This is a genomic window from Halococcus qingdaonensis (genome assembly GCF_024508235.1).
Lineage (GTDB): Archaea > Halobacteriota > Halobacteria > Halobacteriales > Halococcaceae > Halococcus > Halococcus qingdaonensis.
On the sequence record NZ_CP101943.1, the window covers coordinates 2,376,059 to 2,391,209 of the forward strand.

The 15,151-nt window shown below is 66.7% G+C and carries 16 protein-coding genes; 4 read left to right on the forward strand and 12 right to left on the reverse strand.

What is annotated here, in order from left to right:
• Positions 1-66: 66 nt before the first annotated feature.
• The 3 genes from NO363_RS12380 to NO363_RS12390 all read left to right on the forward strand — a co-directional run bounded on the left by NO363_RS12380 (position 67) and on the right by NO363_RS12390 (position 4,061).
• On the forward strand, positions 67-834 hold the full coding sequence (locus NO363_RS12380; RefSeq protein ID WP_256685494.1) for a sulfite exporter TauE/SafE family protein: 768 nt from the start codon (positions 67-69) through the stop codon (positions 832-834).
• 224 nt (positions 835-1,058) lie between these two features.
• Entirely contained in the window at positions 1,059-2,333 is a 1,275-nt protein-coding gene (locus NO363_RS12385) for an NRAMP family divalent metal transporter (RefSeq protein ID WP_256685496.1), read from the forward strand.
• Between the two features lie 42 nt (positions 2,334-2,375).
• Positions 2,376-4,061, forward strand: coding sequence for an MFS transporter (locus tag NO363_RS12390; protein WP_256685498.1), 1,686 nt, complete (start codon positions 2,376-2,378; stop codon positions 4,059-4,061).
• Positions 4,062-4,075: 14 nt separating this feature from the next.
• Here NO363_RS12390 and NO363_RS12395 read toward each other — a convergent pair whose 3' ends face one another.
• The 6 genes from NO363_RS12395 to mdh form a co-directional block, all read right to left on the reverse strand.
• Entirely contained in the window at positions 4,076-4,741 is a 666-nt protein-coding gene (locus NO363_RS12395; protein WP_256685499.1) for a DUF2238 domain-containing protein, read from the reverse strand.
• Positions 4,738-5,337 (reverse strand): hypothetical protein, encoded by a 600-nt coding sequence (locus NO363_RS12400; RefSeq protein ID WP_256685500.1) that lies wholly within the window; start codon positions 5,335-5,337, stop codon positions 4,738-4,740. Before NO363_RS12400 ends, NO363_RS12395 begins: the two co-directional genes overlap by 4 nt.
• Before the next feature lie 141 nt (positions 5,338-5,478).
• A complete protein-coding gene (locus NO363_RS12405; RefSeq protein WP_256685502.1) occupies positions 5,479-5,898 on the reverse strand; it encodes an iron-sulfur cluster assembly scaffold protein in 420 nt (139 codons plus the stop codon).
• A 49-nt stretch (positions 5,899-5,947) separates the two neighbouring features.
• Positions 5,948-6,097 carry a 50S ribosomal protein L40e gene (locus NO363_RS12410; RefSeq protein ID WP_004054012.1) on the reverse strand — a complete coding sequence of 50 codons (150 nt, stop codon included), beginning with the start codon at positions 6,095-6,097 and terminating at the stop codon, positions 5,948-5,950.
• A gap of 44 nt (positions 6,098-6,141) precedes the next feature.
• A complete protein-coding gene (locus NO363_RS12415) occupies positions 6,142-6,645 on the reverse strand; it encodes a DUF367 family protein (RefSeq protein WP_256685503.1) in 504 nt (167 codons plus the stop codon).
• A gap of 38 nt (positions 6,646-6,683) precedes the next feature.
• Positions 6,684-7,595, reverse strand: a complete 912-nt coding sequence (gene mdh / locus NO363_RS12420) for a malate dehydrogenase (protein ID WP_256685504.1) — start codon at positions 7,593-7,595, stop codon at positions 6,684-6,686.
• Between the two features lie 213 nt (positions 7,596-7,808).
• On the opposite strand from mdh, the gene NO363_RS12425 reads away from it, so the two are divergent.
• Positions 7,809-8,438, forward strand: coding sequence for an Sjogren's syndrome/scleroderma autoantigen 1 family protein (locus NO363_RS12425; protein ID WP_256685506.1), 630 nt, complete (start codon positions 7,809-7,811; stop codon positions 8,436-8,438).
• Here the strand turns inward: NO363_RS12425 and NO363_RS12430 are convergent, their stop codons facing one another.
• The 6 genes from NO363_RS12430 to NO363_RS12455 all read right to left on the reverse strand — a co-directional run bounded on the left by NO363_RS12430 (position 8,439) and on the right by NO363_RS12455 (position 15,125).
• Positions 8,439-8,816, reverse strand: a complete 378-nt coding sequence (locus NO363_RS12430; RefSeq protein ID WP_256685508.1) for a DUF7994 family protein — start codon at positions 8,814-8,816, stop codon at positions 8,439-8,441.
• A 44-nt stretch (positions 8,817-8,860) separates the two neighbouring features.
• On the reverse strand, positions 8,861-11,293 hold the full coding sequence (locus NO363_RS12435) for a DEAD/DEAH box helicase (protein WP_256685510.1): 2,433 nt from the start codon (positions 11,291-11,293) through the stop codon (positions 8,861-8,863).
• 78 nt (positions 11,294-11,371) lie between these two features.
• A complete protein-coding gene (locus tag NO363_RS12440; protein ID WP_256685512.1) occupies positions 11,372-11,959 on the reverse strand; it encodes a diacylglycerol/polyprenol kinase family protein in 588 nt (195 codons plus the stop codon).
• Positions 11,959-13,704 (reverse strand): glycine--tRNA ligase, encoded by a 1,746-nt coding sequence (glyS, locus tag NO363_RS12445; RefSeq protein ID WP_256685514.1) that lies wholly within the window; start codon positions 13,702-13,704, stop codon positions 11,959-11,961. The genes NO363_RS12440 and glyS overlap by 1 nt, the downstream gene beginning before the upstream one ends.
• Positions 13,697-14,548 (reverse strand): CBS domain-containing protein, encoded by an 852-nt coding sequence (locus NO363_RS12450; RefSeq protein WP_256685516.1) that lies wholly within the window; start codon positions 14,546-14,548, stop codon positions 13,697-13,699. The genes glyS and NO363_RS12450 overlap by 8 nt, the downstream gene beginning before the upstream one ends.
• Positions 14,549-14,594: 46 nt before the next feature.
• Positions 14,595-15,125, reverse strand: coding sequence for a DUF7529 family protein (locus NO363_RS12455; protein ID WP_256685517.1), 531 nt, complete (start codon positions 15,123-15,125; stop codon positions 14,595-14,597).
• Positions 15,126-15,151: the final 26 nt, after the last annotated feature.

A 15,151-nucleotide genomic window follows, 5' to 3' on the forward strand; every position in this document is an offset into this window, starting at 1 on the left:
ATCGAGACGCGAACGAACAGGCATATCACCGTCGTTCCCGCCGTTCCGACGGAACGAACTGCTCCAATGCTCCTGTCAAACATCGTCGTGGCCGCACTCGTCGTCATCGCCTTCGGCTCCGGGATCGGCATCGCAGCTATCGGTCCCGGCGGTGTCTTTCTGACGATCGCGCTCTATGCATTGACGCCGTTACCATCAGCGACGGTCGCCGGGACGGCCCAACTGCTGTTCGTCGTGACCGGTCTCGTCGCCACGCTGGCGTACGCTCGGTCCGGCGAACTCGGGCGGGAGAACGCGTGGACGGCCGGGTTGCTCTCTGGTGGGAGTGTCGTCGGGGCGCTGTTCGGCGCGTGGCTCAACGGCTTCGTCTCGCGGGGGCTGTTCGGCCTGCTACTCGGCGTGCTCGCCGGCGGGACGGGCCTCCTCATTCTCTATCGCGAGCGACGCGCGCTCGATACGATCGTTACCATCGACCCCACGACGCGTTCGGGTGCCGTCGGCTACGCCGTGCTCGGGGTCGTACTCGGCGCGTGTAGCGGCCTGCTCGGCGTCGGCGGACCGGTCATCGCGGTGCCGGCGCTGATCGTCGTCGGCACGCCGATGTTGGCCGCCATCGCCGTCGCACAGGTGCAGTCGGTGTTCATCGGCTCGTTCGCGGCGCTTGGCTATCTCTTCCAGGATGCGGTTTCGGCCTCGCTCGCCGCCCTCGTCGGACTGCCGCTGCTGCTCGGCGTCGTCGCCGGGTGGCTGGTCGCACATCGCATCGAGCCCGACCGGCTGAAAGCACTGCTCGGGGTCGTCCTCTTGGTCGTAGCTCCCTCGCTCGCCCTGTAGATCGGTGTAGAGCCGGTGAACACGAACGTTCGGATCCCGTCGGCTTCGGGGAAAGACGCTCCGTGGTGTGGGATACAATGAAATACATACGGATATCGATTCGCAAGCAACGAACTTAGGGGATCGTAACGGCTAGTGTTGGTCGTCGCAGTGCTCCGCGGCTCACGTTATCGACGTCGACAGTGACGAGTGGGTCGCGGGGCGAAACCGGGTTCGGAAGACACATGTCAGGAACTACATCATCGTATCGAGAACGGCTTCGTGACACGGCATCGGGATTTTTCCAACAATACGGACTGGCGTTCGTGATGGTCGCCAGCTACTTCGGCTCCGGCTCGATCTTCATCGCCAGCTCGGCCGGCGTTCGCTTCGGCTACGCGCTGCTGTGGGCGGTCGTCGGCGCGGCGCTGCTCGGTTTCATGGCCCAGGACATGAGCGCGCGGCTCGGCATCTTCGGCGAGCCGCTGATGGTGTTCATCAGGCGGAAGCTCGGTGGGCGGCTGGCGACCGCGCTCGCGCTCGTCCTGTCGAGTGGCTGTCTGCTGTGGGCGTTCGAGCTGACCGCCGCCGTCGGCAAGGGGCTCTCCCTGCTGCTCGGCGGCGCTGTCGGCTGGATGCCGCTGGCCTTCCTCGCCGGACTGGCCGCCGTCGCCGTCGGCGTGCTCAACTACGAGGGGATCGAGCAACTGATGACCGCGATGATGATCGGACTGTTAGTGGTCTATCTCGCCGTTACCGGCACGACCGCCCCGCCGCTGTCGGCGATCGCCGGCGGATTCGTCCCGAGCGTCCCGGACGTCGGCGCGCTCACGCTCGTCGCGTCGATCCTCGGAACGACCGCGCTCTGGCCGAACTTCTTCCTCGAATCGAACCTCGTCGACGAGAAAGGCTGGACCGGGATTTCGGATGTCACCCCGATGCGCCGCGATCTCTCCATCGGCTACGCCGTCGGCGGTGTGACGACGATCGCCATCCTCGTCCTCGCGGCGGCCGTGCTCCGACCGGCGGGCTACACCGAGCTCGAAACGTTCCTCACGCCGGGGCTCGCGCTCGGCGAGGTGCTCGGCGAGTGGGCGCGCACCGTCTTCCTCGTCGGCGCGGTCGCGGCGGCGTTCAACAGCATCATCCCGATCATGTGGACGCCCTCATATCTCATCCAACATGCGCGTGGGAAGGAAGCCGACTCTGCGAACCGGAGCTTCAAGCTCATCTACGGAGTGTTGGTCACGATAAGTGGCCTCTCGCCGCTGATCACGATCTTCTTCGGCCTCGGTATCATCGACATGATCCTGCTCTTTCCGGCCTACAACGCCATCGTCGGGCTGCCGATTACGGCCGTCTTCCTCTTCTGGGCGGTCAACGATGCGGACGTGATGGGCGAATACCGCAACTCGCGGCTGCTCTCCGTGGTGAACGCGGCGCTGGTGCTGCTGGCGATCGTCTCGGCGGCGACGTCGCTACCTGGCGTCGTCGACGCGCTCGTCTCCGGCGGGCTCTGAACACCGCCAAGAGCTTTGTCGGTCGCCGCGGTAGCGATGGGAATGACGACCGCAGCCGCCGACGGGGGATCGCGATCGCGCGTCGAGTTCCTCGCGCCAGGGGTCGTCGCCGGCACGGCGCTCTTCCTCGGCGTGCTTGACTCGACGATGATGAACGTCGCCGTGCCGGCGATCGTTAGCGACCTGAACACGACCGTGAGCGCGATGCACGGCGCGATCGCGGTCTACTCGATGGTGATGGCCGCGCTGATCGTCCCGGGTGGGGCGCTCCGCTCGGTCGTCGACACCCGGCGACTCCTCGTGATCGCGCTCGGGATCTACAGCGTCGGCACGCTCGTCGCGGGTGCCAGCCCGAACATGGTCACGCTGTTCGTCGGCTGGTCGCTGATCGAGGGTGCCGCCGCGGCGCTCTTGCTCCCGCTCACCTACTCGATCATCGTCGAGAACTACACCGGCAGCGCCCGCACCAAGGCGTTCGGGGCGATCGGCGGCGTCACCGCCGTCGGCACCGCCATCGGGCCGATGGTCGGCGGCGTTCTCACGACGTTCGCGAGCTGGCGCTGGGGGATGTTCGGCGAGCTCCTGCTCGTCCTCGTCGTGCTCTCGCTCACGCGCTATCTCGATGCCTCGCCGAGCACGCGCCGACTCTCGACCGACGTCGGCGGCGTGATACTGTCGATCCTCGGCGTCGTCGTGATGATCGGCGGGACGTTGCTCGCCGGGCGCTACGGCTGGGTACGGCCGCTGCGCCCGTTCGTCCTAGCCGGCACGACGATCCAGCCACTCGGCGTCTCGCCGGCGATATGGCTCGTCGCCATCGGCGTGGTGATCCTCGCGGCGTTCGTTCAGTGGGAGGGGCGGCGGGCACGGATCGGGCGGTCGCTGCTGGTGCCGCCGAGCGTGCTGCGCAATCGGACGTTCGCCGCGGGCATCGCCACGTTCGCGGCCGAATCGCTGTTCCTCTCCGGGTTCATGTTCACCGTGCCGGTGTATCTCCAGTCGGCGCTCGGCTACTCGGCGTTCGAGACCGGGCTTGCGCTGTTGCCGTTCTCGCTGGCGACGCTGCTCGTGGCGACGGTCTCGACTGGCTGGCGCGCCTACGTCGCGCCGAAACGCCTCGTTCAGGCGGGGCTCGTGCTGATGGCGGTCGGCTTGCTGCTACTTGTCGCACGGACCGATCTCTCGCTGACGCTCGCCGGGCTGGTCGTTCCCATGCTCGTCATCGGCGTCGGGCTCGGACTGTTCACCGGGCAGCTCGTTGATCTCACGATGTCGGCGGTGCCGGCGACCGAGTCGTCGGTCGCCTCCGGCGTCATCAACTCGCTAAGCCAGCTCGGCTACGCGTTCGGCACGGCGGTCACCGGCTCGTTCCTGCTCGCGGGTTTCTACGGGGAGATCGTCGACGGCGTGGCGCGGCTGGCGGGAGCGGCGGTCGCCGGCGACGATCGCCGACGGCTCGTCGTCGCGCTCCAGGACGGAGTGGACGCGACGACGCAGGCACAGCAGGCGGCGTTCGTCGACGGGCTCGCACCGGCGCTGCGCGCGGAGCTGCTCACCGTCGTCCGGACGGCCATGCAGAGCACCCAACGGAGCGTCCTGCTGTTGCTCGTCCTGTTCGTCCTCTGTACGCTTCTCGCCGCGAGCTTCCTCCCGGCGACGCGCGAACGCGAGCCAAGTTCGACGCTCGGGACGGCGACCGATAGGGGCGAGCGGATCCCCGAGGAGTGACGACCGCGGTCGAGTCAGCGCGCCCGGCGGGCGTCGAGCCGCGCGGCGAGCTGGTCGGAGACGTCGGTGAGGTGAGCGGTGGCGAAGACCGCGACGAGGACGCCACCCAGTACGTCGTAGAACAGATCGAGCGCGGTGTCTTCGAGCCCGTACTGAGTGAGCACCTGCGCGGTGCCGAAGGCGGCCGCGGCCTCGGCGATCAGGAACTCAAGCAGCTCCCAGACGACGCCGAAGGCGACGATGAACAGGAGCAAGTAGACGAACGTGAACGCCGGCGGCATGACGATATATTCGGTGTGTTCGTCGAGCGCACGCGTCGTCGCGTAGGCGACGCCCGCGACCAACGAGGACGACAGCGCGTGTGTAACGTGATCGTACCACCAGATCGAGCTGTACGCGCTCGCGAAGTCGAGAACGGGCAGCGGGAGCGTGCCGACCGCATGGAGGAACATCGCGGTCGTGATCCAGAGCACGATGCCGACGTCCATCGTGAGCGTGTAGCGCCGTTCGAGCACCGCCGGCAGGAACGTGACCGCGAGGGCGATGCCGGCGTTCGTGACCGTTCCCACCGCCCCCGTGAGCACGCCCGCGAGCACGACAGCCGCGAGAATCGCCTGCATCGCCCGCACCAGCCACGCCTGTTGGGTCGGAGAGAGACCGACACGGCGGCGGATCTTCATACGGCCTCACCCGCCGGACGGCGTGCGGCGTTCGCGCGCAGTCGCCGTCGGAAATACCAGACGAACACCCCGGCAGCGATCAGGCCGGCGACCAACGTCGTCAGGAAGAACACCATCAGTTCCCGATTCGTTGCGAAGAAGACCGTGCCGAGATACTCCGCCGACAGCCACGAGCCAAACGCCCAGATGCCGGCGACGCCGAGCGTGGCGATCGTCGCGAACCAAACCGCGAAGCCTGGCGTCATCCGAACGGTGGTCGTCAGTTGGAGGGTGACGACGACGAGCAACGCGAGCGTCGCGACCGCGATGCTCCGGACGAAGCCGGCGACGAACGGCAGTTCGACGGCACTCAGACCGAACGGAAGCACGGTGAGCGCCAGCAGCGGCCAGGGAATCGTCCGCCGCCACGAACGTCCGACCCAGGCCGGCACGACGGTGACGACGACCGCGACGACAGCAGTGGTAGCGGTCACCAGCTCGCCGGCGAGAATGTTTCCGACGGCCGACAGCGCCAGCACCGCCGCAAACAGCCACGCGATGGCGGCGTTCGTCCGCTCATCTTCGATGAACCACTCCTCGGGCAACCGCTGGCTCATCGCCCGTGCTCCGTCGCCACGAACGATCGCGGTCGGGGTCGGAACCGACGGCCCCGTCGTCGAAGCAGTGCGGGCGTCATCGCATCACTACTGAGTTCGAAACGAGCAGGAAGGATAGATGTTGGGAGTCTGTCGCCCGAACTACTCGGTCTGGGTCTTCTCGATGTTGGTCTTCTCGCCGCGGAAGATGGCCGCGCCGTCCTGGGCGACCATCTCGGCGAGCACGGCACATTTGACGCGCATCGGGCTGATATCCACACCGAGAAGGTCGATCACGTCGTCGCGGTCGAGCTCGTCGAGTTCGTCGAGGGTCATCCCCTGGAGCTCGCTGGTGAGCATGCTCGCGCTCGCCTGGCTGATCGCGCAGCCGTCGCCGTGGAAGGAGGCGTATTCGATCGTCTCGCCGTCGTCTTCGAGTTGGATATCGACGGTGATCTCGTCGCCACACATCGGGTTCTCGCCGACGTGGCTGAAGGTGGGATCGTCGAGTTCGCCGTAGTTGCGGGGGTTCTTGTAGTGGTCGAGGATCTGCTGACGGTACATGTCCGAGCCCATGCTCATGATGGGCCAAATAGACGTGTGCGACCCAAAAGGATTCCGGGCAGCCGTCTCAGGCGCTGCGGCGCTCGCGAGCCTTCCGGCGAAGGTTCTTGTAGCCACACTTCCGACAGCTGTCCGCTCCGGCAGGGTTGCGGGCGTTACAGCGCATGCAGATCATCTTCTCGAGAATGCGCGCTTCCGCCTGGTCGAATCTGGCCATACCGCTCGCAACAGGTCGGCGGGGTTAAGCGTTTCCGAAACGGGCTACTCGGCGGCGAGATACTCCTCCTGGACGGCGACGACGTCGCCCGAATCCGCACAGTCGGCGTACCGCCGCAGCGGTTCGTCGTTGAGTTCGAGGAAGGTGTGCCCCCAGCGAAACTTCGCGAGGAGTGCCTCGGCGTGGGAGCGCTCGCCGAGAACACAGAGCGCGCCCGCGAGCGCCTCGACGGTCGTCAGCTGGAACGGCGTGCCGTAGTTCACCGGGTTGGCCGCGACCAGAAAGGGGAGCGCCCGGTGCGGCCCGCCGAGCGAGAACTGCTCGGCCTCGGCGGTCTCCCACGAGCAATCGAGCGCGACGAGCCGTTCGGGCGTGACGTCGCGGCGATCGGCCGGCGACAGCGCCTGCTCGGCATGGGGGTTCAACACCACACCCGGGGGCGTTTCGCGGGCCGAGCGATGGAGAGTGGCGAGATCGAACCGGGCGAGCTTGCGGGCGGTGCATTTGTCCGGATCGTCGTCACCCTCGTAGCGGACGTGCAGCTCCACGACGGCGCTATGCAGTGCGAAAGGAAAGCTCGCTCGACTCAGCGGATTGCGTCGTACTGCTCTTCGAGCTTGTCGGCGGCCTGGCCGAGCTGTTCGCGCTCGTACTCCGAGAGCGTCCAGTCGACGACCGCCGCGCCGTCGCTCGTGAGTTTGACGGGAACACCGACGCTCACGCCCTCGTGGCCGTACTCGCCGTCGAGCGGGACCGAGGCCGGGAGCACCGTGCCGGTGTCGCGGACGATCGATTCGACAATGTGGCCGACGCCGGTCGCCGGCCCCCACTGGGTCGCGCCCTTGCGCTCGATGACGTTCATCGCGCTCTCCTGGAGCCCCTCCAGGATGTCCGCGCGCTCGTCGTCGCCGAACGAGCGGTCCTCGCCGTCGATGCGCACCTTGGAGAAGACGGGCACCTGTGCGTCGCCGTGCTCGCCGAGGATCGTCGCGTCCACGTTGGTGACCTGCGTGTCGAAGCGCTCGGCGAGCACGTAGCGAAAGCGCGCGGAGTCGAGTCGGCCGCCGAAGCCGATGACGTGGCCTCTGGGCCTGTCGCCCATCTCGTAGAGGTGGCGGTTGAGCAGATCCATCGGGTTCGAGGTCGTGACCGAGACGAACTCGTCGTTGTGCTCGGCCAGCGAGTCGCCGATCTCCTCCATGATCGGTGCGTTGTCCTCGCCGAGATCGAGCCGACTCTGGCCGGGCTCGCGCGGGATACCAGCGGTGATGACGACAACGTCCGAGCCGGCCGTGTCCTCGTAAGTTCCCTGGCGGATCGTCGTGTTCGTGTCGTAGGCCACCCCGTGGTTGACGTCGGCGGCCTGACCCACGGTCGTGTCCTCCTGATCGGGGATGTCCACGAAAACGATCTCGTCGGCGATGCCGCGCAACGCGATGTTGTAGCCCGCGGCCGCCCCCACCGTGCCCGCCGCACCAACCACGCTCACTTTGACCATGATACCGGAATGACTCACGGAGCGGGCTAAAGCGCTTCGGAACCCCACTATTTTCCACGCAAGTTTACCCGGTTCGGCGGCATGACGACCCCGAACGGGAACGTCCACCGCTGCCGATTCACCACAGAAGGCACAGCACGGGGACTGTGTCCGCAGTCACAGCGCTGCGAGCACACCCACAGTCCTTTTTGAAGCGCGACGCCTTGTTCGGATATGAGCGAGTTCGACAAGGAAGCCGAACGTGAAAAACTCCGCAAGCGCTTCGCCGAGGAGGACGAAAAGCGTGAGACGACCGAACAGATGAGCGAGCTGCTCCTCCAGGGCGCGACGATGACCGACACCCACTGTGATCGCTGTGGGAGCCCGCTCTTTCGTTACGACGGCCAAACGTTCTGCCCGACCTGCCAACAGTCCGCTGACGACGGCGGGGCGGACGACCGACCAGCCACCACGGACGCGGCCGACGAGCCCACGCCCGCGAGCGCGAACGGCGGGCAGAGCGCCAGCGAACAGCCGCGCACACAGCCGGACGCGAGCGCGGATCAGGCCACACGAACCCCGACCCAACAGCCGCAGAGTCCGACACAACCGGCGCAGAACCAGCAGACAGCGGCTCGAACGGATGGCACGAGTCGGGCAAGCGGACAGCAGTCAGAAACAACCACCCGGCCCGCAGGTGGGGCGGGCGATCTTGGGGCGGCCGAGGCGTCGCTGTCGCGCACGCTCCGGGAACTGGCGGCCACGGCCGAGAAAACCGAGGATCTCGGACGGACGCGCGAACAGCTCGCCGCCGCCCGCGAGGCCGCCGAGGCGCTCGACGCGGTGCGGACCGCTCGGAAGTAGTCAGACCGTCTCGTCCGGATCGATATCGAAATGCGGGCCATCGCGAGCGATGTCGAAGCCCATGAACGCGAACAGACCGGCCAGCGAGAGGGTGGCGACGGCGTAAAGCAGTCCACCGTCGGCCCACGAGAACAGAACGGTGAGCAGGTTGACGACCCCCATCATGGCGAAGCCGAGTCCGAGGATTCGGTGCCAGCCGAACCGTCTGGTGAGGGGCGTCTCGAATCCCGCGAGGACGAACAGCACCCCAACGGCCAACAGCCCCGCGAAGCCGACCAATCCCTCGATCGAGCCGGAGAGCGAAAACCCGGAGAGGGCGAACAGGCCACCCATCACTGCGACGATGATATAGCCGAACCAGCGGAAACCGCGGCGCATGGTGCCCGAAACGATTGGATCAATAAAAAGAGTATCGCCGACGATCAGGGATCGTAGTCGCTGCCGACGACCTCGCGGATGCGCTCGGCGGTCACTTCGCCGACGCCCGACACCTCCAGGAGGTCAGCCTCGTTGGCGATCATCACGCCCTCGACGGTGCCGAACTCCTCTAGGAGGGCGCGCGCGGTCACGGGGCCGATGTCCGCGATCGCGCTCACGACGTACTCCTGCTGTTCGGTGAGCGTTTTGGCTCCCTTCTCGCCGTGGACGCTCACCTCGCGGTCGGCCACCTCCTGCTCGCGGCCAGCGATTACGTGCAGGAGGTCGGCCGTGTCGGACTCGTCGGTCGTGCGGAGCACGCTCGCGCCGAAATCCACCGCCAGCGAGGCGAGCGCGCCCCGGATGGCGTTCGGATGGACGTTACGCTCGCCGTAGAGGTCGTCGCCCTCGACGAGCACCACGGGCCGGGCGTAGTGGCGCGCCGCGTCGCCGACCTGCTCGAAGAGCGAGCGATCGCCCCCGGTGAGGGTATCCAGGAAGTCGCCCACGGATTTGCGCTCGACGACGACCCTGTCGGAGAGCACGTAATCGCCCACGGCGAGCGTTTCGAGGCGCGTCTCGCAGTCCTCGCGTGTCGAGAGATCGCGGGCGATGGACGAATCGAGCTCGCGTTGATCGACGACGATCTCGACACCGTCGTCGTCGGCTGCGGCGGCGGTCGCCACGACTCCTTCGTCGGTTGCGTCATCGGCATCGGCCTCGTCCTCGTCGGTCTCGGCCGTGTCGGCCGCTTCGTCCGTCGGATCGGTTTCGCCGGGCACGGCGAACGACGATAGCCCCGACTGATCGCCGTCACCGGCCGTCGCACCGGCTTCCGACGACGCGGCTCCATCGCTCTCGAACGCGTCGAGTCCCTGCTGGGCGAGGTCCGATTCGATGGTTTCGGCGGCCCCTTTCAGATTCTGGAGTTCGTCGGTCATCCTGGACTGCTCGTGACGGGACTTCCAGAAGTACGCCTCGTCGCGGGTGTCCTCGGCGAGCAGCACCATCACTCGGCCCTCGGTCTGTCGTCCCGTTCGACCCTTGCGCTGGATCGAGCGAATCGCCGTCGGCACCGGCTCGTAGAACAGCACCAGATCGACCTCGGGCACATCGAGACCCTCCTCGGCAACCGACGTCGAGACCAGCACCTCGAACTCGCCGGTGCGAAACGCGTCGAGGGTTGCCTGCTGTTCGTTCTGGGTCATCCCGTCCGACCCCTCCTTGTCGCCCTGGCCGACGAACTTCCGGGTCTCGAAGTGTGCGCCCAAGAACTCCGTGAGGGTTTCGGCAGTGTCTCTGGATTCGGTGAAGACGATGACGCGCTCGCCGCCCTCGATGCCGAGACATTGGGCGAGCAGGATGCGCGCCCGGCGGAACTTCGGGTGGAGATCGTCGTACGTCTCCGCCTGCTCCATCGCTTCTCTCACTTTGGCTTCGGAGACGAGCCGCTGGCTCGCCTTCGACGCGCCCGACGAGCGCGCGGCGTTGCGCTGTCGTTCGAAATACCGCCTGAGCGACTCGACGCTCTGGGTTTCGGCGAGCGTCACCGCCCGCCGGAGCTTCATCACCTCGGCGTGGATGCTCATCCCCTCGTAGCCCTCAGACTGGTCGTTGTCGATGAGCTGCTGGAGCTCGCTCCGGATCCGGTTGAGGTCACGCTGGGAGATGTCCGCGCTCGTCGCGCGCGTCACGCCGAGTTCCTTCAGTTTCTCCAGTCGTTCTTCGATGACTGCGACCAGCGAATCCCGGATGGCGAGGATCTCGTCCGGTAGCGTCACGCGCTCCCACTCGACTGACGTATCGTGGGTGTAGTCGGCCACGTCGGCGTCTTCTTCGGTCATCACCGCGACGTTCGAGAGACCCAGATTCTCACAAACCGACCGGATCGCCTCCTCGTCACCGCCCGGCGAGGCGCTCATCCCCGTCACGAGCGGTTGCTCCGCATCGGCGTGGTAGCGCTCGGCGATGTAGTTGTAGGCGTAGTTGCCCGACGCGCGGTGGCACTCGTCGAAGGTGAGGTGGGTAGTAGTGGCGAGATCGATGCGGCCGCCGATGAGGTCGTTCTCGACGACCTGCGGGGTGGCGATGACGACCCGCGCGCGCTCGAACAGCTCCTCGCGGTCGTCGGGGCTGACCTCGCCGGTGAACACGACGATCTCGTCGTCCGGTATCGTCAGCGCGTCGCGATAGAACTCGGCGTGCTGGGTGACCAAGGGTTTCGTCGGCGCGAGCAGCAGCGACGTCCCACCCTGCTCGTGGAGGCGCTCGGCGGTCACGAGCAGACTCACGGTCGTCTTTCCGAGTCCGGTGGGTAGGCAGACGAGCGTGTGCCCGCTCGCGGCTTCACTGGCGAGGTCGGCCTGATAGCGCCGGCGTTCGAGCACGCCAGGTTCGACGAGCGGGCGCTCGACGGACTCCTCACCGGTGGTCGCCATTGGGCCGTTCTACCGGGCCATTCCGAATAAGCGTTCGCAGATGCGGGTGAAAGTGAAATCGAGTTTCGGGGCGGTCGCTTAGCCGGAAGCAAATGGGAGCCCGTGAGCGGTAAGCCGGAGTCCGATCGTGATGGCGACTGCCGCCGCGATCGGGATCGTGAGGTTGTCGTCGATGACGTAGCCCCGGACGACGGGCTTGACGCCGTCGGCGAGCGTCGCGGCGAACGCGCCGCAGACGGCGGGAACGGGCGCAACGAACGGGATCGCGATGAGAAAACAGACCGCGAACGTGGCCGCGATCACCGACAGTTCTTTTATGCTCTGGAGTTCGCCGGAGCCCAGCAGGCCGCTGAGCGGATCGGCGATCGTCAACATTAGGATCGCAGGGATGGCGATCGCGGGCTGGAAGACGAGCGCGACGGCGGTGCCGCTGAACGTGTAGAGCGCGTAGCCCGCGAGGTTGTCCTGTTCGTACTCGCGGGTGAGCTCGTCGTAGAGCCGCCAGTCGAGGCCGACGAACAGGCGCAGGGCTTCGAGACAGCAGACGACGACCGAGCCGGCGACGAGCAGCCAGCGGAACTGCTCGTAGCTGATGATATCGAGGAGATACACCGCCGGCAGCGCCGTGCCGCTGGCGTGGACGGCTCGGCGCTTGAGTTCGCCCATCAGTCGACGAGCGATTCGCCCGCCCGCAGCGCCGCGAGTCGGGCGGGCAGCTCGTCGATCGCGATGCGCGTCTGCGCCGTGGAGTCGCGCTCGCGTACCGTCACCGTCCCCTCGTCGAGCGATTCGTAATCGACGGTGACGCAGTAGGGCGTCCCGACCTCGTCCTGACGGCGGTAGCGCCGCCCGATGTTACCCGAGTCGTCGTACTCCACCGCGAAGCCGGCCGCGCGCAGGTCGGCGGCGATCTCGTTGGCGCGCTCGCCGAGTCCATCTTTGTCCATCAGTGGGAACACACCGATGAAGGTCGGTGCGAGCTCCGAGGGGAGGGAGAGATAGCTCCGAGATTCGCCCTCGACTTCGTCCTCGCGGTAGCTGTGGACCAGAACGGTGTAGAGCACGCGCCCGATGCCGAACGAAGGCTCGATGACGTGAGGCGTGACGTGCTCGCCGGTGATGGTCTCCGTTCGCACTGCAAACCCGGTTTTCTCGGTCGGCACAGTGTACTGCTCGCCATCGAGGTCGATTTCGACCGCCTCGCCGTCGAACGCCGACGGCTCCCGTTCGGCGAGTGCGGCGAGTTCGTCGGCCACGTCGCCGGCGTCCGCGCCGAACTCCGGCCCGAGATAGCTCATGTCGGGCTCGACCGAGGGGCGTTCGACGGTCTTCGGCTCGTCGTAGGGCCTGAACACCGAGAACGCCTCGTCGGAGTGATCATCGTGTTTCGAGAGGTCGTAGGCCCCGCGATCCGCGAACCCGGTGATCTCGATCCAGTTGCCGTCGAGTTCGGCCTCGGCGTCCCAGCAGTCGCTCGCGTAGTGGGAGAGCTCGTCGGGCAGGTGCTGGCGGTATCTGAATCGGTCCATATCGACGCCGACCGCCTCGCACCACTGCCTCGCGATCGCGAGATAGTAGGCGATCCACTCGCTTTCGACGACGCCCGCATCGAGCGCCTCGGCGACGCTCATGCGCTCGATGCTCCCCTCACCCTCCTGTACAGTCGCCGAGTAGAGCGGCAGGGTGACGTCTTCGACGCGCTCGATGGGAGGCCCGTCGCTCTCGGGATCGACGAACTGTTCGAGTTCGGCCATCGTGAACTCGCGCACCCGGATGAGCGAGCGCCGGGGACTGATCTCGTTGCGATAGCCGTGACCGATCTGGGCGACGCCGAAGGGGAGCTGGTTGCGCGCGTACTCGGCCAGCCGGGGGAACTCAACGAAGATGCCCTGTGCGGTCTCGGGGCGCAGATAACCCGGCGACGAGGAGCCTGGCCCGATCGTCGTCTCGAACATCAGGTTGAACGCCTCGACGGGCTCGCCGGCCAGTTCAGTTCCACACGACGGACAGGCGATCCCGTGCTCGGCGATGAGTTCGGCGATGCGATCGGTGCCGAAGCTCTCTGCCTCCTCGATGTCGGTGTTGTCCTCGACGAGATGGTCGGCGCGGTGGTTCGCACCGCATTCAGGGCATTCGAGGATCATGTCGTCGAAGCCATCGAGATGACCCGATGCCTCGAACACCGGTTCCGGCGTGACCGTCGGCGAGGAAATCTCCATGTTGTCCTCGCGGGTGACGAACCGTTCGCGCCAGCTCGCTTCGAGATTACGCTTCAGTGCCGCACCCTCCGGCCCGTAGGTGTAGAACCCGCTCGCACCGCCGTAGGCCTCGTTCGCGGGGAAGAAGAAACCGCGGCGCTTGGCGAGCTCGGCGAGCGTGTCGGCGTCCGCGCCGGTCGTCGCATCAGCCATCGAGCGCCTCCAGGAGGTTGATATCCCGGACGATGCCGATGAGCTCGCTCCCGCTGACGAGCGGGATCTGTTCGATGTCGTTCGTGATCATCGCCCGCGCGGCCTCCTGTGCGGTCCGCGTGGTGCCGACGCTCACGACGTCGGCGGTCATGAACTCGCGCACCGGCTCGTGGGGGATCTCGACGTTGCGCGTCGGGAAGTAGCGGTTGCCGACGGCCTTGATCCCCTCCCACATCCAGTCGTCGTCCTGATCGGCGATCGATTCGCCGGTCTCGGCCTCGCCCTCGACGACCCGGGCCACCTCGAGGATGTCCGGTTCGGTGAGCATGCCACACATCTCGCCATCGTCGTCGAGCACCACGGCGTAGGGCACGCCCGAGTGTGAGAGTTCGCGCTCGGCGACCGTCAGCGGCGTGTCGACGTAGACTGCGTTCGCGGTTCGAGAGGCGAGTTCGCCGACCTGCGTGTCGCCGGCGGCGTCACCTTCGGCGATGGCTCGCACGACGTCGGTAACGGTGATGATCCCCTCCAGATAGCCGTCGACCACCGGAACACGGCGAGCGCTCTCTTCGACCATCGTCGCGGCGACCGTCTCGATGGCGGTATCGATGGTCGTCGTCGGTCCCTCCTCGACCAGCAGAGCGAGCTGGTCCTCGTCGGGCCGTTCGATGAGCGTCTGTCGCGAGACCAGCCCCCGGAACTCCTCGTCGCCGCCCTCGCCCTTGACGACGGGGACCGAGGAGAACGCTCGTTCCTGAAGGTATTCGAGCGCGTCGTCGCGCGTCCCGGGCAGCGAAACCGTAACGAGCGACTCGCGCGGCGTCATCGCGTCGGCGACGTTCATACGGGGTCACTGGCTTCCCACCTACAAAGTCCTTCCACTTCGCGGGCTACCGAACGGCGTCGTAATCGGTCGCCGGGAAGAACTTCTCGGGGTCGTCGTGCTCGAACGACCCCAGCCGCGTGCCGTCGAGCGTCTGGAGATGCGTGTACATCATCCCGGCCTCGCTGGCGGCCCCCATCAACGGTCGCGAGCCACGGCGCTCGAACCCGCCGGCGACGAACACCGCCGTCTCGCTTTCGGGATCAGCCAGCATGGTCACCAGAAACACCTGGCCGTGCGATTCGTTGCGGAAGACGTCGTAGCGCGGGAACTCGCCGTCCTCGAACGCCGACGAAAATTCGTCGGCGTAGTTGTCGGGGATCACGTAGACCAGCCCGAAGCGCTCGTCGTCGCTGGTTTCGGGCGCTTCGGTCGCCGTGTGACCGGCCGGGATTGTGAGCGTCTCCCAGCCGTCGGCCGCGTACTCGGCGGCGAGGGCGTCCATGTCGTCGAGCGTGGCCGCCCACGCCTCCTTCAGACCGTCGGAACGGGCGGCGAGCCGATCGCCTTGGTCCGGGTTCTCACTTGTTTCGGGCATACGCGCGCTGGGACTCGTGGCGTGTA

What these genes read in the sequence shown, in the direction of transcription:
- NO363_RS12380 (WP_256685494.1), top strand. Translation starts at nt 67, where the DNA reads ATGCTCCTGTCAAACATCGTCGTGGCCGCACTCGTCGTCATCGCCTTC.
- NO363_RS12385 (WP_256685496.1), top strand. Translation starts at nt 1,059, where the DNA reads ATGTCAGGAACTACATCATCGTATCGAGAACGGCTTCGTGACACGGCA.
- NO363_RS12390 (WP_256685498.1), top strand. Translation starts at nt 2,376, where the DNA reads ATGACGACCGCAGCCGCCGACGGGGGATCGCGATCGCGCGTCGAGTTC.
- NO363_RS12395 (WP_256685499.1), bottom strand. Translation starts at nt 4,741, where the DNA reads ATGAAGATCCGCCGCCGTGTCGGTCTCTCTCCGACCCAACAGGCGTGG.
- NO363_RS12400 (WP_256685500.1), bottom strand. Translation starts at nt 5,337, where the DNA reads ATGAGCCAGCGGTTGCCCGAGGAGTGGTTCATCGAAGATGAGCGGACG.
- NO363_RS12405 (WP_256685502.1), bottom strand. Translation starts at nt 5,898, where the DNA reads ATGAGCATGGGCTCGGACATGTACCGTCAGCAGATCCTCGACCACTAC.
- NO363_RS12410 (WP_004054012.1), bottom strand. Translation starts at nt 6,097, where the DNA reads ATGGCCAGATTCGACCAGGCGGAAGCGCGCATTCTCGAGAAGATGATC.
- mdh (WP_256685504.1), bottom strand. Translation starts at nt 7,595, where the DNA reads ATGGTCAAAGTGAGCGTGGTTGGTGCGGCGGGCACGGTGGGGGCGGCC.
- NO363_RS12425 (WP_256685506.1), top strand. Translation starts at nt 7,809, where the DNA reads ATGAGCGAGTTCGACAAGGAAGCCGAACGTGAAAAACTCCGCAAGCGC.
- NO363_RS12430 (WP_256685508.1), bottom strand. Translation starts at nt 8,816, where the DNA reads ATGCGCCGCGGTTTCCGCTGGTTCGGCTATATCATCGTCGCAGTGATG.
- NO363_RS12435 (WP_256685510.1), bottom strand. Translation starts at nt 11,293, where the DNA reads ATGGCGACCACCGGTGAGGAGTCCGTCGAGCGCCCGCTCGTCGAACCT.
- NO363_RS12440 (WP_256685512.1), bottom strand. Translation starts at nt 11,959, where the DNA reads ATGGGCGAACTCAAGCGCCGAGCCGTCCACGCCAGCGGCACGGCGCTG.
- glyS (WP_256685514.1), bottom strand. Translation starts at nt 13,704, where the DNA reads ATGGCTGATGCGACGACCGGCGCGGACGCCGACACGCTCGCCGAGCTC.
- NO363_RS12450 (WP_256685516.1), bottom strand. Translation starts at nt 14,548, where the DNA reads ATGAACGTCGCCGACGCGATGACGCCGCGCGAGTCGCTCGTTACGGTT.
- NO363_RS12455 (WP_256685517.1), bottom strand. Translation starts at nt 15,125, where the DNA reads ATGCCCGAAACAAGTGAGAACCCGGACCAAGGCGATCGGCTCGCCGCC.